The 22989-nt window shown below is 63.1% G+C and carries 23 protein-coding genes; 6 read left to right on the top strand and 17 right to left on the bottom strand.

Annotated elements, in window-relative coordinates; translation table 11 throughout:
• Positions 1-27 precede the first annotated feature (27 nt).
• From CAG00_RS07810 to CAG00_RS07730, 17 genes are all read right to left on the bottom strand, one after another.
• A complete protein-coding gene (locus tag CAG00_RS07810; protein ID WP_085663988.1) occupies positions 28-1719 on the bottom strand; it encodes a fused response regulator/phosphatase in 1692 nt (563 codons plus the stop codon).
• A gap of 8 nt (positions 1720-1727) precedes the next feature.
• Positions 1728-2033 (bottom strand): STAS domain-containing protein, encoded by a 306-nt coding sequence (locus tag CAG00_RS07805; RefSeq protein ID WP_013973600.1) that lies wholly within the window; start codon positions 2031-2033, stop codon positions 1728-1730.
• Between the two features lie 244 nt (positions 2034-2277).
• Entirely contained in the window at positions 2278-2730 is a 453-nt protein-coding gene (gene fliJ, locus CAG00_RS07800) for a flagellar export protein FliJ (protein WP_085663987.1), read from the bottom strand.
• 6 nt (positions 2731-2736) lie between these two features.
• A complete protein-coding gene (gene fliI / locus CAG00_RS07795; RefSeq protein WP_061551804.1) occupies positions 2737-4095 on the bottom strand; it encodes a flagellar protein export ATPase FliI in 1359 nt (452 codons plus the stop codon).
• Entirely contained in the window at positions 4085-4879 is a 795-nt protein-coding gene (fliH, locus tag CAG00_RS07790; RefSeq protein WP_085663986.1) for a flagellar assembly protein FliH, read from the bottom strand. The genes fliI and fliH overlap by 11 nt, the downstream gene beginning before the upstream one ends.
• 100 nt (positions 4880-4979) lie before the next feature.
• Positions 4980-5999: a flagellar motor switch protein FliG gene (gene fliG / locus CAG00_RS07785; protein WP_003257289.1), complete on the bottom strand. Its 1020-nt coding sequence runs from the start codon at positions 5997-5999 to the stop codon at positions 4980-4982.
• The gene (fliF, locus tag CAG00_RS07780) at positions 5992-7770 is read right to left on the bottom strand and encodes a flagellar basal-body MS-ring/collar protein FliF (protein ID WP_025340086.1); all 1779 of its coding nucleotides are present in this window, start codon (positions 7768-7770) and stop codon (positions 5992-5994) included. Before fliF ends, fliG begins: the two co-directional genes overlap by 8 nt.
• Positions 7771-7785: 15 nt before the next feature.
• The gene (gene fliE, locus CAG00_RS07775) at positions 7786-8118 is read right to left on the bottom strand and encodes a flagellar hook-basal body complex protein FliE (protein WP_013973606.1); all 333 of its coding nucleotides are present in this window, start codon (positions 8116-8118) and stop codon (positions 7786-7788) included.
• Positions 8119-8380: 262 nt separating this feature from the next.
• Entirely contained in the window at positions 8381-9736 is a 1356-nt protein-coding gene (locus CAG00_RS07770) for a sigma-54 dependent transcriptional regulator (protein ID WP_085663985.1), read from the bottom strand.
• Entirely contained in the window at positions 9736-10953 is a 1218-nt protein-coding gene (locus tag CAG00_RS07765) for a PAS domain-containing sensor histidine kinase (RefSeq protein WP_085663984.1), read from the bottom strand. Before CAG00_RS07765 ends, CAG00_RS07770 begins: the two co-directional genes overlap by 1 nt.
• A 383-nt stretch (positions 10954-11336) precedes the next feature.
• Positions 11337-12812 (bottom strand): transcriptional regulator FleQ, encoded by a 1476-nt coding sequence (fleQ, locus tag CAG00_RS07760; protein ID WP_046614590.1) that lies wholly within the window; start codon positions 12810-12812, stop codon positions 11337-11339.
• A 166-nt stretch (positions 12813-12978) separates the two neighbouring features.
• The gene (locus CAG00_RS07755) at positions 12979-13275 is read right to left on the bottom strand and encodes a flagellar protein FliT (protein ID WP_075045931.1); all 297 of its coding nucleotides are present in this window, start codon (positions 13273-13275) and stop codon (positions 12979-12981) included.
• Between the two features lie 14 nt (positions 13276-13289).
• The gene (gene fliS, locus CAG00_RS07750; protein WP_003257284.1) at positions 13290-13685 is read right to left on the bottom strand and encodes a flagellar export chaperone FliS; all 396 of its coding nucleotides are present in this window, start codon (positions 13683-13685) and stop codon (positions 13290-13292) included.
• Between the two features lie 134 nt (positions 13686-13819).
• Positions 13820-15238 carry a flagellar filament capping protein FliD gene (gene fliD / locus CAG00_RS07745; protein WP_085589027.1) on the bottom strand — a complete coding sequence of 473 codons (1419 nt, stop codon included), beginning with the start codon at positions 15236-15238 and terminating at the stop codon, positions 13820-13822.
• Between the two features lie 78 nt (positions 15239-15316).
• Positions 15317-15676, bottom strand: a complete 360-nt coding sequence (locus tag CAG00_RS07740) for a flagellar protein FlaG (RefSeq protein WP_015271224.1) — start codon at positions 15674-15676, stop codon at positions 15317-15319.
• Between the two features lie 69 nt (positions 15677-15745).
• A complete protein-coding gene (locus CAG00_RS07735) occupies positions 15746-16594 on the bottom strand; it encodes a flagellin domain-containing protein (protein ID WP_015271225.1) in 849 nt (282 codons plus the stop codon).
• 252 nt (positions 16595-16846) lie between these two features.
• Entirely contained in the window at positions 16847-17782 is a 936-nt protein-coding gene (locus tag CAG00_RS07730) for a ketoacyl-ACP synthase III (RefSeq protein ID WP_085589029.1), read from the bottom strand.
• Positions 17783-18093: 311 nt separating this feature from the next.
• Here CAG00_RS07730 and CAG00_RS07725 point away from each other — a divergent pair, with 311 nt between their 5' ends.
• The 6 genes from CAG00_RS07725 to CAG00_RS07700 are packed head-to-tail and all read left to right on the top strand — an operon-like array spanning position 18094 to position 22989.
• Positions 18094-19212, top strand: coding sequence for a DegT/DnrJ/EryC1/StrS aminotransferase family protein (locus CAG00_RS07725; RefSeq protein WP_085663983.1), 1119 nt, complete (start codon positions 18094-18096; stop codon positions 19210-19212).
• Positions 19209-19952, top strand: a complete 744-nt coding sequence (locus CAG00_RS07720; protein WP_176240863.1) for a WbqC family protein — start codon at positions 19209-19211, stop codon at positions 19950-19952. Before CAG00_RS07725 ends, CAG00_RS07720 begins: the two co-directional genes overlap by 4 nt.
• Positions 19945-20925, top strand: coding sequence for a hypothetical protein (locus CAG00_RS07715; RefSeq protein WP_085663981.1), 981 nt, complete (start codon positions 19945-19947; stop codon positions 20923-20925). The genes CAG00_RS07720 and CAG00_RS07715 overlap by 8 nt, the downstream gene beginning before the upstream one ends.
• Complete coding sequence (locus CAG00_RS07710; protein WP_085663980.1) at positions 20922-21479, top strand: GNAT family N-acetyltransferase; 558 nt, start codon at positions 20922-20924, stop codon at positions 21477-21479. The genes CAG00_RS07715 and CAG00_RS07710 overlap by 4 nt, the downstream gene beginning before the upstream one ends.
• Entirely contained in the window at positions 21476-22255 is a 780-nt protein-coding gene (locus CAG00_RS07705) for a phytanoyl-CoA dioxygenase family protein (protein ID WP_085663979.1), read from the top strand. Before CAG00_RS07710 ends, CAG00_RS07705 begins: the two co-directional genes overlap by 4 nt.
• Before the next feature lie 5 nt (positions 22256-22260).
• Positions 22261-22989: a bifunctional 2-polyprenyl-6-hydroxyphenol methylase/3-demethylubiquinol 3-O-methyltransferase UbiG gene (locus CAG00_RS07700; protein WP_085589204.1), complete on the top strand. Its 729-nt coding sequence runs from the start codon at positions 22261-22263 to the stop codon at positions 22987-22989.

The raw sequence follows: 22989 nt of genomic DNA, 5'->3' as shown, positions 1-22989 counted from the left end.
CAGATTATGCCCGAGCCAACCCGTGGCTCACCAGACGAACTCCACATGCGCGCAGCGCCCGCCCTCACTCCAGTGCGCGCTGCTGGCCAGCCGCCGCACCAGGTTCAGGCCACGCCCGCTCAGCTCCTGCTCCAGCGAGGGCCGCGACAGCACCCGTTGCACATCGAACCCGGCACCACTGTCACGGACCTCGATCATCAGACGCCCGCCGTCGGCTTGCGGTTCAACCTTGAAATCGATGCGCACGTAACCGTCGGTCAGAACCCCAAGGCGCCGGGCGCGTTCCTGATAATAGTCGGCAAAGCCCTGTACATCGCGCTTGAGCTGCGAGTCCAGGCCCAGCACGCCATGCTCCAGGGCATTGGAATACAGCTCGCTGAGCACGCTGTGCAGGTTGCCGGTACGCGCGCGCAGGCCATGAATCTCCTGCAACAACTGCACCAGGTACGGCACCGGGTTGAAGCGCTTCAGGCTCTGGCCACGCACCTCGAACCCCAGCGACCAGTCCAGCGGGCTGGAGCGGCCGCTATCAGAGTAGATCATCGGCGCCGGAACCCGCTCCTCGGCGCTGAACATGCGAATGTCGCACAGGCTGATGTCATCGCGCGGGCGCCCGCCAAAGCGCTCCAGGGCCTGCATCACTTCGTCGAACAACCGCACCGGGTCCCGGTTGTCGGCCAGCACCCTGCGCAGGCGCTGCACACCGAACAGGCGCTCCTGGTCGTCGGCGGTGTCCAGCACGCCGTCCGACAGCAGCAGCAGGCGCTCGCCCGGTGCCAGCGGCAACACTTCGGTACTGTCATCGAAACGCTCGGCGTCCAGGATGCCCAGCGGCAGGTGTCGCGACGTCAGCACCGACAGCACCTGGCCATCCACTGCCAGGCGATAGCCATCAGGCATGCCGCCGTTCCACACTTCCACCGAACCGCGCTGCATGCTGAGGTTGAGCAGCAGCGCACAACAGAACATGTCCACCGGCAGGATACGTTTGAGCTTGGCATTCATCTCGCGCAGGATCTGCGCCATGCCGTAGCCCTTGGCAGTCATGCCGTAGAACACTTCGGCCAGCGGCATGGCGCCTACCGCCGCCGGCAGGCCGTGGCCGGTGAAATCGCCGAGCAGCACGCGCATGTCGCCGGACGGGGTGAACGCGGCCAGCATCAGGTCGCCATTGAACAGCGCATAGGGCGATTGCAGGTAGCGGATGTTGGGCGCGGCCAGGCAGCCGGAGTGGGCCACCTTGTCGAACACCGCCTTGGCCACCCGCTGCTCGTTGAGCAGGTGGTGGTGGTGCCGGGCAATCTGGTCGCGCTGCTCCAGCACGGTGGCCTGCAGCCGGCGCAGGCGGTCCATGGCGCGTATCTTGGCACCGAGGATCACCGCACTGTAGGGCTTGGCCATGAAGTCGTCGCCCCCGGCCTCCAGGCAGCGCACCAGGCCTTCCTCCTCGTTCAATGACGTCAGGAAAATGATCGGCACCAGCGCTTCGCCGGCCAGTGCCTTGATCTGCCGCGCCGCCTCGAAGCCATCCATCACCGGCATCAGCGCATCCAGCAGCACAAGTTGCGGGCGCCGCTCGACGAACAGCGCCACCGCCTGCTCGCCGTTTTCCGCGGTGAATACCTGATGGCCCTGACGGCGCACGATCTGCGCCAGCAGCAGGCGGTCGGCGGCACCGTCTTCGGCGACCAGCACGGTCAACGTCTGTTCGGCCGGCATGTCGGCGCTCAACTGATATCGAAGAGTTTTTCGAAATTGGAGATGGCGAGGATCTTGCGCACATCGGAGCTGGCATGCACCACACGCACATCCGACTCATCGCCGCCCGCATGGTCGCGCAGCAACAGCAGCATGCCGAGTGCGGAACTGTCGAGGTAGGTGGTGTCCTTCAGGTCGACGACCACCGAATCTGGCCGGCTGGGCTGGCGTTCGTAGGCGTCACGAAATTCCTGATGCTTGCCGAAATCGAAGCGCCCCTTGATCTTAATCGTCAGCTTTTTCCCGTCCTGCGAAAAATCAGTCTCGACTGCCATGCTAGCGATTCCTTCGATGATGGCGGATGCAACTCCTTAAAGGTTTAGCAGGCGATGCCGGGGGTGGCAAGCATGCCATTCCCACAGGCGGTGCACCCAGTGTAGGAGCGGCCTTGTGTCGCGAAAGGGCCGCAGAGCGGCCCCGGCGATATTTGCTGCGAAGCTGAAATCCTGGGGCCGCTGCGCGCCCCTTTCGCGACACAAGGCCGCTCCTACAGGGTACGGCGCAAGCCCAATGGGCAGCTTAAAGGTGATTCTGCCGCGGCAGGCGTTGTGACAGCTCGTCGAGCAAGCGCTGCTCGCGCTTGTCTTCGGCCCGCCGGGCTTCGTCCAGGTAGCGCTGCACCAGCTTGCGCAAGCCTTCCACCCGGGCATAGGCCTGCTGCCAGGTGCCGCGGGCGTTGTTGAGGTTGTTCTGGTGCCAGACCAGGCTCTGGCGCTGCTGGGTCATGGCCGTTTCCAGCTGCCCGAGGAAGCGCTGGTAATTGACCAGCCAGCTACCGTTTACCCCCTGCCCGCCACGGTTGATCCACTGCAGTTGGTAGTCCTCGCGAAACCGTTCGAGTTCGGCCAGCTTGGCCTGTGCCGTGGCCACCTGCTGCTGGAACTGCCCAAGGCGCTGGGCCGCCTGGCGCTCGGCCTCTTCGGCCATGTCCACCACCGGCGCCAGGCGCGCGGCACGTCCGGGCAGTGCCATGGCCTATCAACCGCCCGCCGGGGGCGCAAAGATCGCCCCCAACTGTTCGCGGCTTTGCGCCATGCCCACGCTCTCGCGCAGGCCCTGGCGCAAAAACTCCACCAGCTTCGATTGCAGCGCAATGGCCAGGTCGGTTTCCGGGTCGCCACCCGCCACATAGGCACCCACACTGATCAGGTCGCGGCTTTGCGACAGGCGCGACCACAACTGCTTGAACTTTTGCGCCTGGCGCAAATGGTCGGCATCGACCACCTGGGGCATGACCCGGCTGATCGAGGCTTCGATGTCGATGGCCGGGTAATGGCCTTCCTCGGCCAGCCGCCGCGACAGCACGAAGTGACCATCGAGCACACCGCGCGCCGCGTCGGCAATCGGGTCCTGCTGGTCGTCACCCTCGGACAACACGGTATAGAACGCGGTGATCGAACCACCACCTGGCTCGCCGTTGCCGGCCCGCTCCACCAGCTTGGGCAGTTTGGCAAACACCGACGGCGGGTAACCCCGGGTGGCCGGCGGTTCGCCGATGGCCAAGGCGATTTCACGCTGGGCCTGGGCAAAACGGGTCAGCGAGTCCATCAGCAACAGCACGTTCTTGCCCTTGTCGCGGAAGTACTCGGCAATACGTGTGCAGTACATGGCGGCGCGCAGGCGCATCAGCGGCGCATCGTCGGCGGGCGAAGCGACCACCACCGAGCGCTTGAGGCCTTCTTCACCAAGGATATGCTCGATGAATTCCTTGACCTCGCGGCCCCGCTCGCCGATCAGGCCGACGACGATGATCTCGGCTTCGGTGAAGCGGGTCATCATGCCCAGCAACACCGACTTGCCCACACCGGTACCGGCGAACAGGCCCAGGCGCTGGCCGCGACCGACGGTGAGCAGGCCATTGATGCTGCGAATGCCCACGTCCAGCGGCTTGCTGATGGGGTCGCGGTTCAACGGGTTGATCACCGGGCCGTCCATCGGCACCCAGTCCTCGGCCTTCATCCCGCCCTTGCCATCCAGCGCGCGACCGGCGCCGTCGAGCACCCGGCCGAGCATGCTCATGCCCATGGGCAGGCGGCCGCTGTCATCCAGCGGCACCACCCGGGCGCCGGGGGCGATGCCGACAATGCTGCCGACCGGCATGAGGAATACCTTGGACCCGGCAAAGCCCATGACTTCGGCCTCCACCTGCACCGGGTGGTAGCTGTCGTCGTTGATTACCAGGCAGCGGCTGCCGACTGCAGCGCGCAGGCCTTCGGCTTCCAGGGTGAGGCCGACCATGCGCAGCAGGCGGCCTTCGACGATGGGCTGGGCCGGCAGCTCGATGGCCTCGGCGTAACTGCCCAGGCGCTTGCCGAAACTGGTGCGCTCAAGTTGCATCCGGGCTACCCACGGCGCGCTCTGGCAGGCTGTCCAGGTCTACCGACATGTCCGGCGCTGCCGGGTGCAGCGAATGGTCGTGCAACTGGTCGAACAGTTGTGCCACGGCTTTCTCGATGCGGGTTTCCATGGTCGCGTCGATGCGGCTATGCGCGGTCTCGATACGGCAGCCGCCTGGTAGCAGTGCGCTGTCCTCGAGCAGCCGCCAGCTTTCCTCATGGCGCTCGCGCAGGGCCTTGGCCAGCTCGAAATCCTGCGGGTTGAGATGAATGCGGATATTGTCCGCGCCCATGGGCAGCAGCTTGAGCGCTTCGCGCAGTACCTGGGTTATCTGACTGGAATCGCCCCGCAGTTCGCGACCGATCACCTGGCGGGTCATGTGAGCCACCAGGTGGACCAGGGTTTTCTCGATCTGCGTGTCCTGCTCGGCGATCGGCTCCATCAGGTTGGTCATCAGCCGGTCGAGGCTCTCCAGCTTGGTCTTCAGGGCCTCTTCGGCTTCCTGGCGGACCTTGAGCTGGGTGCTATGGAAGCCCTCGCGCTCACCGGTGGCGAAGCCTTCGTTGTAGGCCTCCTGGCGGATGGCCTCGAGTTCTTCCAGGGTCAGTGGCTGAACTTCTTCCAGCGGCACTTCCTCGACTTCTTCCTCGATTACCTCGGGTTCCGGCTCCGGTTCGGGCTCAGGCTCCGGTTCCGGGTCGAAGCTGGGCAGCGCCCATACATCCACGCCCTCGAGGTCGCGGGCGCGGATCAGGTCGCTGGGGTGATGTTCTTTGGTGGGCATGCTGTCATGTTCTCAAACCATGTTCAGCCGACACGGTCCCTGTGGGAGCGGGTTTACCCGCTCCCACAGGGACCGTGTCGGCCTTCAGATCGCGAATACCTTAGATCATTTCCTCGGCACCCTTGCCGCCGAGCACGATCTCGCCGGCCTCGGCCATGCGGCGGGCGATGGTGAGGATTTCCTTCTGCGCCGTTTCCACGTCGCTGACCCGTACCGGCCCCTTGGCCTCCAGGTCGTCGCGCAACAGCTCCGAGGCACGTTTGGACATGTTCTTGAAGATCTTGTCCTTGACCCGCTCGTCGGCGCCCTTGAGCGACACCACCAGCACGTCGGACGAGACTTCGCGCAGCAACGCCTGGATGCCACGGTCGTCGACGTCGGCCAGGTTGTTGAAGACGAACATCAGGTCTTCGATCTGCTCCGACAGGTCGCTGTCGATCTCGCGGATCGCGTCCATCAGTGCACCTTCCACCGAGCTGTCGAGGAAGTTCATGATGTCGGCGGCGCGCTTGATGCCGCCCAAAGTGGTACGCGCCGCGTTGGAGTTGCCCGAGAACTGCTTCTCGAGGATCTGGTTCAGCTCCTTCAGCGCCGCCGGCTGCACGGTGTTCAGCGACGACACGCGCAGGACGATGTCCAGGCGCACCTTGTGGTCGAAGTTGCTCAGCACTTCGCCGGCCTGGTCGGGGTCGAGGTAGGCAACCACGATGGCCTGGATCTGCGGGTGCTCGTAGCGGATCACGTCGGCAACGGCGCGCGGCTCCATCCACTTCAGGCTGTCCAGGCCGCTGGTGTTGCCACCGAGCAGGATGCGGTCGACCAGGCCGTTGGCCTTGTCCTCGCCCAGGGCCTGGTTGAGCATCTTGCGGATATAGGCATCGGAGCCCACGCCCAGGCTGGTCTGGTCGCCGACGATTTCGACGAACTCGCTCATCACCTGCTCGACCTGTTCACGGTGCACATTGCCCATCTGCGCCATGGCCACACCCACCCGCTGCACTTCCTTGGGCCCCATGTGCCGCAGCACCTGGGCGGCATCGGTCTCGCCCAGCGAAAGCAGGAGGATCGCCGCCTTGTCGACGCGGCTCAGCTTGGCGGTAACGGCTCGGTTATCACTCATCGGCGTTGATCCACTCTTTCACGACCTGGGCAACGCGGCCCGGGTCTTCGGCCACCAGGCCTTTGATTGCGTTGAGCTGTGCCTCGTAACCCTCGTTCGGGCTAGGCAGCAGAATGCTTGTCGGGCCACCCAGACTGACGCGGTCGTTGGCCAGTTCGCCATCCAGACCCATCATGCCGCCCAGCTCCATGTCGCTATCCGGGGCAGCCTGCTTGCCGCCCCCTGTAATGTTGTTCAGCACCGGGCGCAGCACACCGAACACCAGCACCAGGATGAACACCACGCCCAGCACTTGCTTGACGATGTCCCAGAACCACGGCTGCTGGTAGAAGGCGATGTCGGTGATCTCTTCGCCGCGGTCGGCGGCGAACGGCACGTTGATCACCGTCACGCTGTCGCCACGGCTGGCATCGAAGCCGACCGCGTCCTGCACCAGGCGAGTGAAGCGTGCCAGGTCCTCGGCGCCCCATGGCGCACGGGTGGCGTCGCCGGTGGCCGGGTCGATCTTGACCTGGTCGTCCACCACCACCGCCACCGACAGGCGGGTCATGCGCCCCTGCTGCTGGCGGGTGTGGCTGATGGAACGGTCCAGCTCGAAGTTCTTGGTGCTTTGCTGGCGCTTGTCCGACGGGTACGGCGCGAGCATCGGCTGGCCGGTGGCCGGGTCCATGATCTGCTGGCCGTTGGCATCCACCAGCGGCTGGCCAGGCTGGATGGCCGCGGCCGGGGTAGCGGCACCACCGGTGGTCTGCGGTGCCGAGGCCGGGCCTGGCGGCTGGTTGCTCAGCGCACCGGGCACACCTTGCGGGCCCTGGCTGCTGGCACGTTGTTCATCGACCGACTGCTCGCTGCGCAGCGCCGGCTGGTCTGGGTTGAACTGCTCGGAGGTGGACTCGACCGCACTGAAGTCCAGGTCGGCGGACACTTCGGCCTTGTAGCGGTCATTGCCCAGCACCGGCTGCAGGATGTTGTGCACCCGCTGGGTGAGCATGCTTTCCACCCGGCGGCTGTAGTCGAACTGTTTGCCTGCCTGGGTCAGGGCGGTGTCCTGGATCTGCTCGGACAGCAGGTTGCCCTTCTGGTCGACCACGGTGACCTGGGACTTGTCAAGTTCCGGCACGCTTGTTGCCACCAGGTTGACGATGGCCATCACCTGCCCGGCTTCCAGGGCACGGCCCGGGTACAGCTCGACCAGTACCGAGGCGCTGGGCTTGCGTTCGTCACGCACGAACACCGAGCTTTTCGGGATGGCCAGATGCACGCGCGCGCCCTTGACGTTGTTCAGGCTGGACACGGTACGCGCCAGCTCGCCTTCCAGGCTGCGACGGTAACGGGTGGCTTCCATGAACTGGCTGGTGCCCAGGCCCTGCTCCTTGTCGAGCAGCTCGAAACCGACGTTGCCATCGCTTGGTGCCACGCCGGCGGCCGCCAGTTTCAGGCGCGCACGGGAGAGGTCGTCGGCCTTGACCAGCAGAGCACCGGAATTGGGCTCGACGTTGTAGGGGATGTCGGCGGCGGCCAGGGTATCCATGACCTGCTTGGTGTCCATGCCCGCCAGGCTGCCGTACAGCGGACGGTAATCGGGTTGTTGCGACCACAGCACCACGGCAAAGCCGATCGCCACGCTGGCGGCCAGGCCGACCAGAAGGCCGATCTGACGCAGCATGGGCATCTGCGCGATGTTTTCCAGAAACGCCATGCCGAACAGCGGCGGCTTGGCCGCGGGCGGGCCGCTTTTGGCAGGGGGGTTGTCGACGACTGCTTCAGCCATGGTTTACGTCCGTCCTCAAACCGGCATCTGCATGATGTCCTGGTACGCCTGGACCAGCTTGTTGCGTACCTGGGTCAGGGCCTGCATCGACACGCTGGCCTTTTGCGAAGCGATCATCACGTCGGTCAGGTCGACGCCACTCTTGCCGATCTCGAAAGCGTTGGCCAACTGGGTCGAAGCCTGCTGCGTCTCATGCACCTTGCCGATGGCCTGGCCGAGCATGTCGGCAAAGGTACTTTGCCCGGGTGCCAACTCGGGGGCGGCGGCCACCTTGGGCAGCGACATGGCATCGGCCTGCATGGCCCGCATGTCCAACATCAGACGATTGAATTCAACACCTTGGCTCATGACCCTTCTCTCTCCTGCGGCCGCATTTTTTTGACAGTGATGCGGCGGATAGCCAACCTAAAGCAACAAAGGTGCCAGCCTTGGGAATCACCGCCCCGTGCGCTTGCGCGATCTTTGTAGGAGCGGCCTTGTGTCGCGACAGGGGCGCGGAGCGGCCCCACATCTGCGCTTCGCCGCCGATATCGCCGGGGCCGCCTTGCGGCCCTATCGCGACACAAGGCCGCTCCTACAGGGGTCGCATCTGCAGCGGCTGCAGTGTCAATCAGCCGAACAGGCTGGCCTCGACGTCAAACCCGGCATCGCGCATCTGCGCCAGCTTGTAGCGCAGGGTACGCGGGCTTATCCCCAGGCGTTCGGCCGCCTCTTTGCGGCGGCCGCGCTCGGCGCGCAGGGTGTCGATGATCATCTGGTACTCATGACGACGCATGTCATCGCCCAGCCCGCCGGGCTCGGCCACCACCTCGGATGATGGCTCTATGCCAGCTGACAATGGAATGGCGCCCGCCAGACAAAAATCCGCCGCCTCGATCACCCCGCCCTGCTGCAGGATCAGCGCCCGCTGCAGGGCGTTGTCAAGTTCGCGTACGTTGCCCGGCCAGGCATACGCCTGCAGGCAGGCTCGGGCCTGGGGCGACAGCTGCACCGGGGCGTGCTTCATCTTCGCCACGTGGCGTGCCAACAGGCGCTCGGCCAGTTGCAGGATGTCACCCGGGCGTTCGCGCAGCGGGCGCCAGGCCAGGGGGAACACCGACAGGCGGTAGTACAAATCTTCACGGAAACGCCCGGCCGCAACTTCGCCAGCCAGGTCACGGTTGGTGGTGGCCAGCACGCGAATATCCAGGCTGATGGGCTTGCGCCCACCCACCCGCTCCACCTCGCGCTCCTGCAGCACGCGCAGCAGCTTGGCCTGCAAGGCCATTGGCATTTCCGAGATTTCATCGAGCAGCAAGGTGCCACCTTCGGCCTGCTCGAACTTGCCGGCCTGGGCAGCGATGGCGCCGGTGAAGGCACCCTTCTCGTGGCCGAACAGGGTGGCCTCGAGCATGTTGTCGGGGATGGCAGCACAATTGATCGCCACGAAGGCCTGCGCCGCCCGCGGTGACTGCTGGTGAATGAAGCGCGCCAGCACTTCCTTGCCGGTACCGGATTCGCCGGAAATCAGCACGGTCGAGTCACTGCGCGCCACCCGCGTGGCCAGCTCCAGCAACTGTCGACTGGCCGGCTCGCAGGCCACCGGGCCTTCCTCTTCAGCCACGCGCCCGGCGGCATGCCGCTCGACCAGACTGAGCAAGGCCTTGGGTTCGAATGGCTTGACCAGATAGTCGGCAGCCCCTTGGCGCATCGCCTCGACGGCGCGCTCCACCGCGGCATGCGCGGTCATCAGCAACACGGGCAGTTGCGGTTGCTGGCGGCGCAGCTGGGCCAGCAGTTGGTGCCCATCCATGCCAGGCATGTTCACATCGCTGACTACCAGGCTGAAGGCCTCCTCCAGTACCGCTTCCAGCGCTTCTTCGGCACTGCCCACCGCCTGGTAGGCGAAGCCGCCGATTTCCAGGGTATCGCCCAGCGCCTGGCGCAATACGCGGTCGTCCTCGACCAGCAGCACCTTGATCGCCATTACATGCCCTCCGCCAGTTGCCCGTCGATCAACGGCAGCTCCACCCGCACACAGGTACCACGGCCAACCTTCGAGCGCAGGCGCAGCGTACCCTGGTGCGCACGCACCACAGCCTTGACCACGGCCAGGCCCAGGCCGGTGCCAGTGGCCTTGGTGGTCAGGAACGGCTCGCCCAGGCGGCCGAGCAGGTCGCCATCGATGCCACTGCCGGCGTCGCTTACACACAGGTGCAGACTGCGCTCGCGGCGCAACAGGTGCACCTTCAGTCGCGCCGGGCCGTCGCTGGCTTGCAGCGCATTTTCGATCAGGTTGAGCAATGCACCAACCAGGGTGTCCCGGTTGCACAGCAGCTCACCCAGGTGGCTGTCACACTGCCAGCGCACGGCGTGCCCTTGCACATGCGCCTGGGCAGCCTGCTGCAGGGCCTGGAACAAGGCTTTTGGCGTGACTCGATCATTCAGCGGCAGCTCGCCACGGGCGAATACCAGCATGTCGCGCACCTGGTGTTCCAGCTCGTGCAGGCGCTCCTTCAGGGTGCCGGCAAAGCGCTGGCGGGTTTCCGCGCCCAGCTCTTGTTCGGGATCAGCCAGGTGACTGGCGTAGAGCATCGCCGCCGACAGTGGCGTGCGGATCTGGTGCGCCAGCGAGGCGACCATGCGCCCCAGCGAAGACAGGCGCTCGTGGCGAGCCAGCTGGTCTTGCAGGCGACGGGTTTCGGTCAGGTCGTTGAGCAACACCAATTGGCCAGGCTCGGCATCCAGCGAGCGAGTGGCAATGGACAGACGGCGGCCGTCGCGCAGCGAGACTTCGTGACCGTCATCCTTGCGCGGGGCAAAGCTGCGGGCGATCACCTGGCGCCACAGCTGGCCGACCAGCGGCTCGCCGAGCAGTTCGCAGGCGGCCGGGTTGGCTTCGCGTACCAGGCCCTGGCCATCGATCACGATCACCCCGCCGGGCAGCAGGTCCAGCAGGTTCTGCAGGCGGTTGGCCAGGCGTTCCTTTTCGCTCAGTTCATCGATGCGCTGGGCGCTGACCACCGCCAGCTCGCCCTTGAGTTCGCTGACCCGGGCTTCGAGCAGGCTGTAGGACTGGCTCAGTTGGGTGGATACCTGACTGAACAGGGCGAAGGCCTGCTCGAGACCCTGACGGCTTTCCTGCTCGATCGGGGTTTGCCCCTGCGGATCGGGGGCTAGGGATACGTGGGCGGCCTGGGGCATCTTGCTCTCTCGCGTGGCTGACCGTCATAAAAACGGTGTGTTGCCAGCGGTGTAGCAATAGCCGTGCCGGAGATAGGGATTTGGGTTGGCTGTGCCGGCCTCTTCGCGGGTGAACCCGCTCCCACAGGGACCGCGCAGGCTTCAAGGCTTGCGCAGTACTGGAGACTTTGGCTCCCTGTGCCGGCCTCTTCGCGGGCATGCCCGCCCCCACAGGGACCGTGCAGGCTTCAAGCCTTGCGCAGTACTGGAGATTTTGGCTCCCTGTGCCGGCCTCTTCGCGGGCATGCCCGCTCCCACAGGGATATCACCGAATTCAAGCTGTGCATCGATCCTGTGGGAGCGGGCGCGCCCGCGAAGAGGCCGGTACAGGCAACCGCCAGCCGTCAATCCTCCGCCTGTTCCTCGCCGCCCTGGCGGCTCATGCCGTACTTGCGCATCTTCTCGACCAGGGTGGTACGACGTATACGCAAACGTTCAGCCGCGCGCGCAACGATACCGTTGGCATCATCCAGCGCCTGCTGGATCAGGCCCTGCTCCAGGCTACCCAGGTAGTCCTTCAGGTCCAGGCCTTCAGGTGGCAGCATGGCGTGGTTGCTGAAGTTCGGCGTATGGCCGTTGATCGCCACGCGCTCTTCCAGGTCGCTGCGCAGGCTGTCGACCATCTGCTCGTCTTCGTCATCAACGTAACGGAATTTCTTCGGCAGCTCGGACACGCCAATCACCCCGTACGGGTGCATGATCGCCATGCGCTCGACCAGGTTGGCCAGCTCGCGAACGTTGCCCGGCCAGCCGTGGCGACACAGCGACATGATCGACGCGGAGTTGAAGCGGATGGACCCGCGCTTCTCGTGCTCCATGCGCGAGATCAGCTCGTTCATCAGCAGCGGGATGTCTTCCACCCGCTCACGCAGTGGCGCCATCTCGATGGGGAACACGTTCAGGCGGTAGTACAGGTCTTCGCGGAACGTGCCCTCCTCGATCATGGTCTCGAGGTTCTTGTGGGTCGCGGCAATGATGCGCACATCGATGCTCTGGGTCTTGTTGCTGCCCACGCGCTCGAAGGTACGTTCCTGCAGCACGCGCAACAGCTTGACCTGCATCGGCAACGGCATGTCGCCGATTTCGTCGAGGAACAGGGTACCGCCGTTGGCCAGCTCGAAACGCCCGGCACGGCTGGTGATCGCCCCGGTGAAGGCGCCCTTCTCGTGGCCGAACAGTTCGCTTTCCAGCAGCTCGGCCGGGATCGCGCCGCAGTTGACCGGCACGAACGGCGCCTCGCGGCGCTTGGAATGGTAGTGCAGGTTGCGCGCGACCACTTCCTTGCCGGTGCCGGACTCACCCAGGATCAGCACGCTGGCATCGGTATCAGCCACCTGCTGCATCATCTGCCGCACGTGCTGGATGGCACGGCTGGTACCGACCAGGCTGCGGAACAGGTTGGGTTCGCGCTGGCGACCACGCTCGCGCGCCTGGTCGTACATCTCGCGATAGACCTGGGCACGGTGCAGCGAATCCAGCAGCTGGCTGTAGCTTGGCGGCATTTCCAGGTTGGAAAGCACCCGGCGGCGAAGGTCTTCCGGGAACTCCGCAGAAGAAATTTCACCTAAAAGCAGAACCGGAAGGAACTCATCCCACCCAGCCACTGTCTTAACGAGCCCAAGCACACTGCCCGGGGCGTTTACAGTGCCGATGAGCACGCACAGCACTTCGCGACTCGAAGACAATGGCTCGACCACCTGCTGCCAGTCCTGGCTGGAGCAAGCGAGGTTTTCTTCGCCGAGGAAGTTAAGCACCACCGCCAGGTCGCGGCGGCGTGCGCTGTCGTCGTCGATCAGCAGAATCTTGGTTTCACGCCACATGCAATAGCAACTTCCCTAGTCATATCGGCGCCCGAGGGCGTGCTCGACATCATTCCGACTGAATGGTCAGTGTTCGGACGTCTGAAATTCGAAAACAGCCACTAGTAAAGTCAAAAAACACCAGCCAGTCAAATTAATGGCGCATGGCTTTTGGCAACATCTGTGGTCAGGTGAATAGATGGTATACCTTTGCCGCATTCTTCGCCTGACGGATTTTCGTCATTTCATCCACCAAGGATTGACGTTCGCCACTTGCAACATCGATTAGTTGACGGTATACGGCCAGCAACTGCTCAAGGCTGGCACTGACATCGGCCTCGTTGCCTTTCGCCTCGCTCACCATGTCACCGATGCGCAAGCGGCATTCCAGGTCCAGCTCACCCACCGCTTCCCAGTTGCGCTCGGCCAGCGCCGCCAGCAGCATTTCCCGAGTCTGCTCGATCCGGGCGATTACTTCGTTCATGTCATCCTCCTTTATCAGGAAGCCGACGACTGATCGCCGATTGCGTCCCAACCTTCCTTCACAGTGATCAGCAGGCGCGCGACCTCGTCGATGATGGCCGGGTCACCCTTGACGTTGGCCTCGATCAGGCGACGGCTCATGTACATGTACAAGCTGTCCAGCTCAGCCAGGCTGTCGGCATGGTTTTCCAGGTCCAGGCCTTCACGCAGGCCGCCGATGATGTCGATGGCCTTGCCGATGAGGATGCCCCTTTGCGCGATGTCGTTGCGGGCAATGGCGCCCTTGGCCTGCGCCATGCGATCAAGGCCGCCCTGCATGAGCATCTGCACCAGGCGGTGCGGGCTGGCTTCGGACGTCTGCGCTGCGCCGTTGACTTTCTGGTACTGCCGAAGGGCCAACATCGGGTTCATGGATCTGCCTCGTTGCTGCGGTAAAAAGTTGCTTGTACCTGCTGTATCGCCTGTACGTCAAAAAACTTTAGGGGAAAAGCAAAAAGCCCGGGGCGTCTCGCGGACGCCGCCGGGCTTTTGGCATGTTCAGCCGATCAGGATTTCTTGGCCTGGGCGTTGATCGCTTCGAAGATCGAGGTGATCTGGTCGGCCTGGGCTTTCATCTTGCCCAGGGCGGTGTCCAGGGCCACGTACTTCTTGGTCAGCGATTCAGTCAGCGACTCGGTGCGGCGGTCAAGCGCGGCCTGCTGGTTGGCCAGTTCCGAGACCGCCTTGTCGAGGTTCGACTTGCGCGTTGCAAGGCTGCCATCGGTCTTGTTGTAAGGATCGATGGCCTTGTTCATGCGCTCGAAGATGCCGTCGGTACCGGTGAACAGCTCCTGCACTTCCGGGCCGAGCTTCTTGTCGTTCATCGCCGCGGTGAACTTGCTGCTGTTGAATTCGAGCGTGCCATCTTTCTGGGTGTTGATACCCAACTGGCTCAGCGTGGTCAGCTGGTCGCCGGCCCCCACCTCACTCAGCACCTTGCGCACATCACCCAACAGAGAGCGGGTGGTCGGGTCGTTGGTGAGCGGGCCGAGCACCAGCTTGTCATCGTCATCACGGCTGGTCGACGTCAGCGACGTGATCGCCTTCTGCAGCGTATTGTAGGCATCGACGAAGCTCTGGACCGACTTCTTCAGGCCATCGTTGTCCGCCGCAACGGTGACCGCGGTCGGCGTACCAGTGGCGACGCCGCTGGCCTTCGGGCTGACCCCGGTCAACTCCAGGGTCATGCCGCTGATGGCGCTATCGAGCGTGTTGGAGGCACTCTTGACCTTCAAGCCGTCGATGGTCAGTTCGGCGTCCTGGGCCTTGGCAGTGATGAAGCCCGCACCGGTCCCGGACATCTGCGTGGTGCCATCGATTGCCAGCTCGGCGATACCGCTCAGGGAGATGTCAGTCCCCGCACCTGTGGTGGTCGAGCTGAGCACCAGGCGCGAGCCGCCTTCCTCGTTGACGATGTTGGCGGAAATGCCGTTGGCGCTCATTTCCTTGTTGATCTGGTCGCGCACACTTTGCAGCGTCGCACCACTGGCCACGTCCAGGTTGTAGGTCTTGCCGTTCTGACTGATGGTCAGCTGGCCAGCACTGATCGGGCTGGTGGCACCACCGCTGAACTGCTGGCTGGCCACTTTCGAGCTGGTGGCCAGCTTGTCCACCACGATGTCGTAGCTACCCGCTACCGCCGAGTTGCTCGACTTGACCTTGACCACCGACTCGTTGGCCGAGGTCGCTGCATAGGCGTTGAACGACGGCGCATCCTTGTTGTTGAGCGCCTTCATGGCGTCCTGGAATGCCGTGAGGGCACTGCGCAGCGAGCCGATACCCGAAATCATCGCAGTGTTGTTGCTGGTTTGCCGAGTGATCTGCGCCTGTTTGGCGGATGTATCGGCCTTGACCAACGCGGTCACGATCTCGGTAATGTTGAGACCAGAACCCAGGCCTGTACTGGAAGTAATCGGGCTTGCCATGCTGTAGTCCCTCTCATCAACGCGTCAACCCGCTCCTGCGGGACAGACATGCTTCACTTCATTGGTGTTCGCCGCCAACTATACCTTGGCGTCGAACAGAACACTTTTGACATCGCTCAGGCTGTGAGCGATCCGCAGGGCCTCTTCCGAGGGCAACTGGCGAATCAGTTCACCACTGTCGGTAGCGATGACTTTGACCACGATCTTGCCGGATTCTTCATCCGTGGAAAATTCCAGATTGCGCTGCGACGCCTTCAGGAACTTTTCGATCTCCGAAACGGCATGTTTGACCTTGTCGGCATCCTGCACCGCCTTGGCGTCTTTCTTGTCGTCTTCGGGTTTTACGTTTTCCGTCGACCGGGCAACCGGTTTTTCGGCAACCTGCTCGGCCGGACGTGCGGCCGGATAAGACAGGTTCAGCTTGACGCTCATGTCCATGCCCACCACCTCGCAATGAAAAGGCGGGGAAGTGCCTTACCAGCACTTCCCCGCCAGCAACCAGGCAGATTAGCCCAGCAGCTTCAGTACTGCCGACGGCAGCTGGTTGGCCTGGGCCAGAACCGAGGTGGAAGCTTGCTGCAGGGTCTGCTGCTTGGTCAGCTGGGCAGTTTCAGCAGCGAAGTCGGTGTCCTGTACGCGGCCACGAGCAGCTTCGGCGTTTTCGTTGATGTTTTGCAGGTTGTTGATGGTGCTGGTCAGACGGTTCTGCGCGGCACCCAGGTCAGCACGGTTGCTGTTGATGGTTTGCAGAGCGGCGTCGATGGCCGAAACAGCAGCGCTGAAGTTGGCTTCGGCGGTGGTGGTGTCGGAACCCTGAATGTTGATCGAGGAAGTAACGCCCAGGTCCGAAGCGGTGAACTTGGCGCTCAGGTCGATGGTGATCTGGTTGGCGGAACCGGTGTTGGAACCAACCTGGAAGGTCATGACCGAAGCCGAACCGTCCAGCAGGTTCTTGCCGTTCAGCTGGGTGCTGTTGGCGATACGGGTCAGTTCCGAAGCCATCGACTGGAATTCTTTGTCCAGAGCGACACGGTCGTTGGTGCTGTTCGAGTCGTTTCGGGACTGAACGGCCAGTTCACGCATACGCTGCAGGATGTTGGTCTGCTCTTGCATCGCGCCTTCAGCGGTCTGGGCGATGGAGATACCGTCGTTGGCGTTTTTGATAGCCATGGTCTGACCACGGATCTGCGAGGTCATGCGGGTAGCGATCTGCAGGCCGGCGGCGTCGTCTTTGGCGCTGTTGATTTTCAGGCCGGAGGACAGACGGGTCATCGAGGTGCTCAGCGCATCGGAAGCACGGTTCAGGTTTTTCTGAACGCCCAGAGAGGTGGTGTTGGTGTTAACAGTCAAAGCCATGACGAATTCCTCGTTGGATTGGGTACTACGGCTTCCGGCCTTGGCAATTCGCCGGGTGTGGCACAGAGAACCTTCGTAATGTTTATCGTCGTCAGGGCAGTTTGCTTTAGAGCGATTTCTCACTTTTTTTGCTGGCATCCGGCCATCCCAATGAAATCAAGGGTTTGACGCCAGAAAACCATCATCAGAAACGAAAGAAGCGCGGCCCGAGGCCGGGCAGCGCTTCTTTGATAACGCGAGGGTGACGCTCGATCAGCCGTTGCGCTCGATGATCGCCGACCCCCAGGACAGGCCGACGCCGAAGCCACTGAGCGCAACGCGCTTGTGCTGCGAGTTCATCACGTGCTTTTCCAGCAGCAACGGGATGCTCGACGACACGGTATTGCCGGTCTCGACCATGTCCTTGACGAACTTCTGCTTGTGCGCGCCCTCGTCGAAGCGCGCAGACACGGCATCAACGATCGCCGCGCTGCCCTGATGCAGGCAGTACAGGTCGATGTCCTCGGCGCGCAACTGGCTGGCCTCGAGCAACTGCTGCAGGTGCGCAGGCACTTTGACCAGGGCGAAGTTGTAGACCTGACGGCCGTTCATGAAGAACTTGCCGTCGGTGGTGCGCAAGTGCTCGGCACCTGCACCATCGCTGCCGAACAGCGATTTGCCGAGCTGCCAGGCAGCATCCTCGCCCATCCAGGTCGCGGTCGCGGCATCCCCGAACAACATGGTCGTGTTGCGATCCTCGGGATCGACGATCTTCGAATAGGGGTCGGCGGTAATCAGCAGGCCATTCTTCAGGCCCGCTGCTTCCATGAAGCCCTTCATCGCATACAACCCGTAGACGTAGCCGGAGCAGCCCAGGGAAACATCGAACGCCGCGACATGCGTCGACAGCCCCAGCTTGTGCTGGACGATCGCGGCCGTATGCGGCAGGCCTTCGGCATCACCATTCTGAGTGACCACGATCACCGCATCGATGGCCGCCGGGTCAAGCGATGGATTGGCAGCGAACAGCGTCCTGGCCGCCTCGACGCACAGGTCAGAGGTTTCCTGGGCCGCATCCTTGCGCGGCAAGAAGGTCGAACCGATCTTGCCGAAGATGAAATCCTGATCCTTGCCGAATTTCGCACCCTGAGCGTAGTTATCCACGCCTTCTACAGGTACGTAACTGGCGATGCTTTTGATGCCAATCATTGTGGCTTCCCGATGGAAATGGCAAAAATTCGCAGGTAACGCGGCCATGGCTGCCAGAACTTGCACCCCACGGCGACGGGACTACCCACAGACTCAATAGATTAAAGATGCACGTTTCGACTGCCAAGTCACGATCAACGACAGATTGAACACAATCATACCAATGGAGAAGGTTGGCCGACTTCTTGCTATCAACCCATCAACCCGGTGCCGGCCGTCGGTTTCATGGCGAAACCTCGTCTGCGCACGTTGTACAGCGGCAGGGTCCAGCTTGCCCTGCTTCTATAACCGAAAAAACGAGCAGTGCCGCCATGGCCAAACCGATCACCGTAACCAGCCCTCTCCTGCCTCCCCTGGAAGAGTTCCTTCCTTATCTGGAGAGTATCTGGGAAAGCAAGCGCCTGACCAATGCAGGGCCGTTCCATCAACAGCTGGAAAGTGAGCTGGCCGAATATCTGGGCGTCAAGCACATATCGCTGTTCTCCAATGGCACCCTGGCGCTGGTGACAGCGCTGCAGGCGCTACGCGTGACGGGCGAAGTCATCACCACCCCCTACTCCTTCGTCGCCACAGCCCATTCGCTTTTGTGGAACAACCTCAAGCCAGTCTTCGTCGACATCGATCCGCGTACCAACAACCTGGACCCACAACGCGTCATCGAAGCGATCACCCCTGAGACCACGGCAATTCTCCCGGTCCATTGCTATGGCATCCCTTGCGACATCGTTGCCATCCAGGAGATCGCAGACACCTACGGCCTGAAGGTGATCTATGACGCCGCCCACGCCTTTGGTGTACGCCAGGACGGGCGCAGCATTCTCGACAATGGCGACCTGTCGATCCTCAGCTTCCACGCCACCAAGGTATTCAACACCTTCGAGGGCGGTGCAATCATCTGCCAGGACGAAAAGCTCAAGCGCCGTATCGATTTCCTGAAGAATTTCGGCTTTGTCGATGAAACCGTGATCATGGCCACCGGCATCAACGGCAAGATGAACGAGATCCAGGCAGCGTTCGGTGTGTTGCAACTGCGCCACATCGATGATGCCCTGCAGCGCCGCCGCCAGGTCTTCGAGCGCTACCGCCGGGCCCTGGAAGACGTTGACGGTATCTCCCTGCTGCAACAGCCGGAAGGGCTCGACTGGAACTACGCCTATTGCCCCATCCTGATCGATGAACAACGCTTCGGTATCTCGCGCGATGCGCTGTACCAGCGCTATCGCGACCAGGACATCCTGGTGCGCCGTTACTTCTACCCACTGATCTGCGAATTCCCCATGTACCGGGGCCTGGCCAGCTCCAATCTGGAACGCCTGCCCAACGCCCTGAGGATCTCGAGCCAGGTGCTGTGCCTGCCGATCTATCCGGACCTGGACGTACCATCCCAGGAACAGATCATCGATATCCTGCTGCAGGCTCGCCAGGCATGACCCGACAGACCGCCCCCCGTTCGCCCGGGCGTCATCGGGTTGCCTTGATGCAGCCGTACTTCCTGCCATACCTGGGTTATTTCCAGCTGATCGCTGCTGCGGATCACTTTGTCCTCTATGACAATGTGCAATTCATCAAGAATGGCTGGATCGAGCGCAACCGTTATCTGCTCGACGGCGAAGCCAAGTGGTTTCGTATCGCCCTGGCCAAGGCCAGCCATACCCAGCACATCATGCAGCGGCGCATTGCCGAACAGTTCGAGCTCGCCGACCTGCTCAACAAGCTCGACTTCGCCTACCGCAAGGCGCCCCGTCGCGCGCCGGTGATGGCCTGGCTGGAAGCGCTGCTCACCCCGCCCGCTGACAGCATCGCAACGCTTGATGAGCGCCTGCTCAAGGCCTGCTGCACGCTGCTCGGCATCGACACACCGATATCACGCGCAAGCGCGCTGCCCATCACCGGCGAGGCCTCGAGCCAGGAGCGGGTCATTCAGATCGTTCAGGCGTGCGGCGCAACCCATTACCTCAACCCGATCGGTGGCGGGCACTTGTACCAGGCCGAGGCATTCCAGCAAGCCGGCATCACCCTGGAACTGCTTGGCGCCACGCTGCCCCCATATTCCCAGGGCAGCGACAGCCAACCCTTCGTTGCCGGGCTGTCGATCCTCGACGCCTTGATGTTCCAGGAGCCAGAAGTGGTGGGTGCCTGGGCCAGACTCGGAGAAATCCAAAGTGCCTGAGGCCATAGGCGGCTATTTCGAACTGGAACTGCGCAGCGGCCAGCACCCCTACCCACAAGCCAAGGCGTTCAACAGTGCCCGCTCGGCCTTTCGCGCCTTGATGCAGGCACGTGATCTGCGCCGTGTCCACCTCCCCCACTATATCTGCGCCGTCCTTGAACAAGCGCTGGCCGGCCTGGACATCGAAGTGTGCCGCTACACGCTGGACGCCGAACTCTCCCTGGCCGCCCTGCCTGACGTGGCTGCCGACGAAGGTCTGTTGTACGTCGACTACTTCGGGCTCAAGGCCGACTACGTCCGCCGGGTGCTCGCGCCCCGCTACGGGCAGCAGTTGATCATCGACAACTCCCAGGCATTGTTCAGCCAGGCATTGCCAGGCATTGCCACCCTCTACTCGCCGCGCAAGTTCGTCGGTGTGGCCGATGGTGGCTGGCTGGTCAATGGCCCCGCCCGGATGCCCGAGGCACAGCCCAGCGCTTCGCGCTACCGCTTCGCGGCACTGCTCGGAAGGCTCGAGCAGGCGGCCGAGCAGCACTACAACGAATATCAGGCAAATGAGGCAGCACTGGCCGAGCAAGGCGTTCGAGCCATGTCTGCCAGCACCGCGCGCATCCTCGACAGCATCGACTATGCAAGCGTGGCTGACCGGCGCCGCAACAATCTGAGCCTGTTGCGCGAGCGGCTGGACGGCTGCAATCGCTTCAGCGCCTGGCCCGGCGAGCTGCCTGCAGCCCTGTGCTACCCGCTGCTGCTCGATTCGCCTGCCCAGGCAAACCGCCTGCGCAGGCACCTGCTCGACCAAGCCATCTATGTTCCCTGCTACTGGCGGGAACTGATCGACAAGCCGACGACACCCGCGCTGGAGCGGCATCTGGCCGAATGCCTGTTGCCACTGCCGATGGACCAACGCTACGGGGCCACGGACATGCACCGCCTGGCCGACGCCGTCATCCTGCATATGAGGACACCATGAGCATCAACGGCCAACGCATCGTGCTCAGAGCACTGGAACTCGAAGACCTGCCCATGTTGCACCGCTGGTCCAACGATGAAGCCCTGTGGAGCCTGCTGGGCGGCTGGCACTTCCCGGTCTCGCGCGAAGCTCAGCGGGATTGGCTGCTAGGCCTCAAGGGTGACCCGCTGAATCAACGCTTTGGTATCGAGGCCGCCCAGCACGGCCTGATCGGCACGGCCAACCTGGTGGGGATCGACTGGAAGAACGGCACGGCAGAGCACGGCATGATGATCGGCGACAGTTCACTTCGTGGCCAAGGCTATGGCACCGAGGTGATCAGCACGGTCATGCGCTACGCCTTCGATGAACTGGGCCTGCACCGCCTGTGGACGACCATCATCGAATACAACGAAGCCTCCCTCGCCACCTACACGCGCAAGGTGCCGTGGTCCATCGAAGGGGTCCAGCGCCAGTGGTACTATCGAAAAGGGCAACGCTGGGACCGGATCCTGCTCGGCGTCACCGCCGAAGACTATCGCCACTGGCGCGATGAGCAGGAGCAAGGCCGATGAATGCACTGCACGAAACCCTGCAGCGCAATGGCTATGCTTGCGTACCCGACCTGATCGCCCAACCGCTGCTCGACCATTTGCGCAACGACCTGGCCACGGCCATCGAGCGATGCCGCCAGGTACAACTGGAAAACGGCATCACCCAGCGCACGGAGCAGACGGCCCACCACATCATCACCCGTGACAGCCACTTCCCTGAACTGCTGGCCAGGTTCGCCGACTGGGGGCTGGTCGACACCCTCGCGCACATGCTCGGCGGTGTGCCGATACTCAACTCCTTTGGCGGCTTGAACAACCTGAACAGTACCGATGCCTACGTACGCAACGTGCACCGTGATGTCCGTTCGTGGTCTGCCGAGAACATGCAGATGGCCCAGGCCCTGGTGCTGCTGGACGACTTCACCGCCGACAACGGTGCAACGCTGTTCCTGCCGGGTTCACATGGCGCCCCGCACAAGCCCACCGACGCCATTTTTGAAGCCCAGGCGCACACGGCCCTGGGCCGCGCAGGCTCGATCTACCTGTTCGATTCGCGCATTTGGCACGCCGCCGGGGTCAACCGCACCACCCTGCCCCGCCGCTGCCTTACCCTGACCTTCACCCGCAGCCATTTCAAGCCGCAATTCGACTACTGCCGGGCGCTCGGCGAAGCCTTCTGCGTCTCGCAACCGCCTGCGGTCCAACAACTGCTCGGCTGGTATGCCCGTACCCCGACAACCCTTCATGAGTGGTACCAGCCTGAAGATCAGCGCTTTTACCGCAAGAACCAGGGATGAGCCCCATGACCACACGCGACTACAACAAAGAGTTCCAGGACAACGCGCACCGCAGCTATTTCTATGATTTCGATGCGCGGCTCAGGGGCTACATGCTGGACACCTTCTCGCCCTGGCTGGTCAACGGCCCGGCGCTGGAGATGGGCTGCTTCGAAGGCGCCTTCACCGCCCTGTTCGCCAAGCGTTTCCCCGACCTGACGGTGATCGAGGCGGCCAGCGACCTGATCGAGGTGACGCGCAAGCGTGTCGATGCGCCCATCCAGTTCATCTGCAGCACGTTCGAACAAGCCCAGGTCGAACCGCGCTACAGCAACATTTTCCTGATCCACACGCTGGAACACCTGGACGACCGCCGTGGCGTGCTGGAGCGTGTGCGTGGCTGGCTGGCGCCCGGCGGTCGGCTGTTCATCGCCGTCCCCAACGCCAACGCACCATCGCGCCAGATCGCGGTGAAGATGGGTCTTATCGAGCACAACAGCGCCGTCACCGAAGGCGAGCGCCTGCACGGCCACCGCGTGACCTACAGCCTCGACACCCTTGAGCAGGAAGTACGTGGCGCCGGCTGGACCGTGCGCCAGCGAGGCGGCGTGTTCTTCAAGCCTCTGGCCAACTTCCAGCTGGACAAGGCCCTGCAGAGTCAACTGATCGACGATCGATTCATGGATGCCTGCCAGGCCCTGGGCATGGTCTACCCGGACCTGTGCGCCAGCGTCTACGTCGTCTGCGAGAACTGA

The sequence above is a fragment of the Pseudomonas sp. B5(2017) genome (assembly GCF_002112825.1).
Lineage (GTDB): Bacteria > Pseudomonadota > Gammaproteobacteria > Pseudomonadales > Pseudomonadaceae > Aquipseudomonas > Aquipseudomonas putida_Z.
Note: the sequence above shows the minus strand (reverse complement) of the source record. Positions and strands in the feature narration are given on the sequence as shown.

Coding starts and splice junctions, on each gene's coding strand:
- CAG00_RS07755 (WP_075045931.1), bottom strand. CDS start 13,275: ATGAACGAAGTAATCGCCCGGATCGAGCAGACTCGGGAAATGCTGCTG.
- CAG00_RS07740 (WP_015271224.1), bottom strand. CDS start 15,676: ATGGACATGAGCGTCAAGCTGAACCTGTCTTATCCGGCCGCACGTCCG.
- fliE (WP_013973606.1), bottom strand. CDS start 8,118: ATGAGCCAAGGTGTTGAATTCAATCGTCTGATGTTGGACATGCGGGCC.
- fliJ (WP_085663987.1), bottom strand. CDS start 2,730: ATGGCACTGCCCGGACGTGCCGCGCGCCTGGCGCCGGTGGTGGACATG.
- CAG00_RS07810 (WP_085663988.1), bottom strand. CDS start 1,719: ATGCCGGCCGAACAGACGTTGACCGTGCTGGTCGCCGAAGACGGTGCC.
- CAG00_RS07700 (WP_085589204.1), top strand. CDS start 22,261: ATGACCACACGCGACTACAACAAAGAGTTCCAGGACAACGCGCACCGC.
- CAG00_RS07735 (WP_015271225.1), bottom strand. CDS start 16,594: ATGGCTTTGACTGTTAACACCAACACCACCTCTCTGGGCGTTCAGAAA.
- CAG00_RS07770 (WP_085663985.1), bottom strand. CDS start 9,736: ATGGCGATCAAGGTGCTGCTGGTCGAGGACGACCGCGTATTGCGCCAG.
- fliS (WP_003257284.1), bottom strand. CDS start 13,685: ATGAACCCGATGTTGGCCCTTCGGCAGTACCAGAAAGTCAACGGCGCA.
- fliG (WP_003257289.1), bottom strand. CDS start 5,999: ATGAGTGATAACCGAGCCGTTACCGCCAAGCTGAGCCGCGTCGACAAG.
- fliI (WP_061551804.1), bottom strand. CDS start 4,095: ATGCAACTTGAGCGCACCAGTTTCGGCAAGCGCCTGGGCAGTTACGCC.
- fliD (WP_085589027.1), bottom strand. CDS start 15,238: ATGGCAAGCCCGATTACTTCCAGTACAGGCCTGGGTTCTGGTCTCAAC.
- CAG00_RS07730 (WP_085589029.1), bottom strand. CDS start 17,782: ATGATTGGCATCAAAAGCATCGCCAGTTACGTACCTGTAGAAGGCGTG.
- CAG00_RS07765 (WP_085663984.1), bottom strand. CDS start 10,953: ATGCCCCAGGCCGCCCACGTATCCCTAGCCCCCGATCCGCAGGGGCAA.
- CAG00_RS07720 (WP_176240863.1), top strand. CDS start 19,209: ATGACCCGACAGACCGCCCCCCGTTCGCCCGGGCGTCATCGGGTTGCC.
- CAG00_RS07725 (WP_085663983.1), top strand. CDS start 18,094: ATGGCCAAACCGATCACCGTAACCAGCCCTCTCCTGCCTCCCCTGGAA.
- CAG00_RS07705 (WP_085663979.1), top strand. CDS start 21,476: ATGAATGCACTGCACGAAACCCTGCAGCGCAATGGCTATGCTTGCGTA.
- CAG00_RS07805 (WP_013973600.1), bottom strand. CDS start 2,033: ATGGCAGTCGAGACTGATTTTTCGCAGGACGGGAAAAAGCTGACGATT.
- fliF (WP_025340086.1), bottom strand. CDS start 7,770: ATGGCTGAAGCAGTCGTCGACAACCCCCCTGCCAAAAGCGGCCCGCCC.
- fleQ (WP_046614590.1), bottom strand. CDS start 12,812: ATGTGGCGTGAAACCAAGATTCTGCTGATCGACGACGACAGCGCACGC.
- CAG00_RS07710 (WP_085663980.1), top strand. CDS start 20,922: ATGAGCATCAACGGCCAACGCATCGTGCTCAGAGCACTGGAACTCGAA.
- fliH (WP_085663986.1), bottom strand. CDS start 4,879: ATGCCCACCAAAGAACATCACCCCAGCGACCTGATCCGCGCCCGCGAC.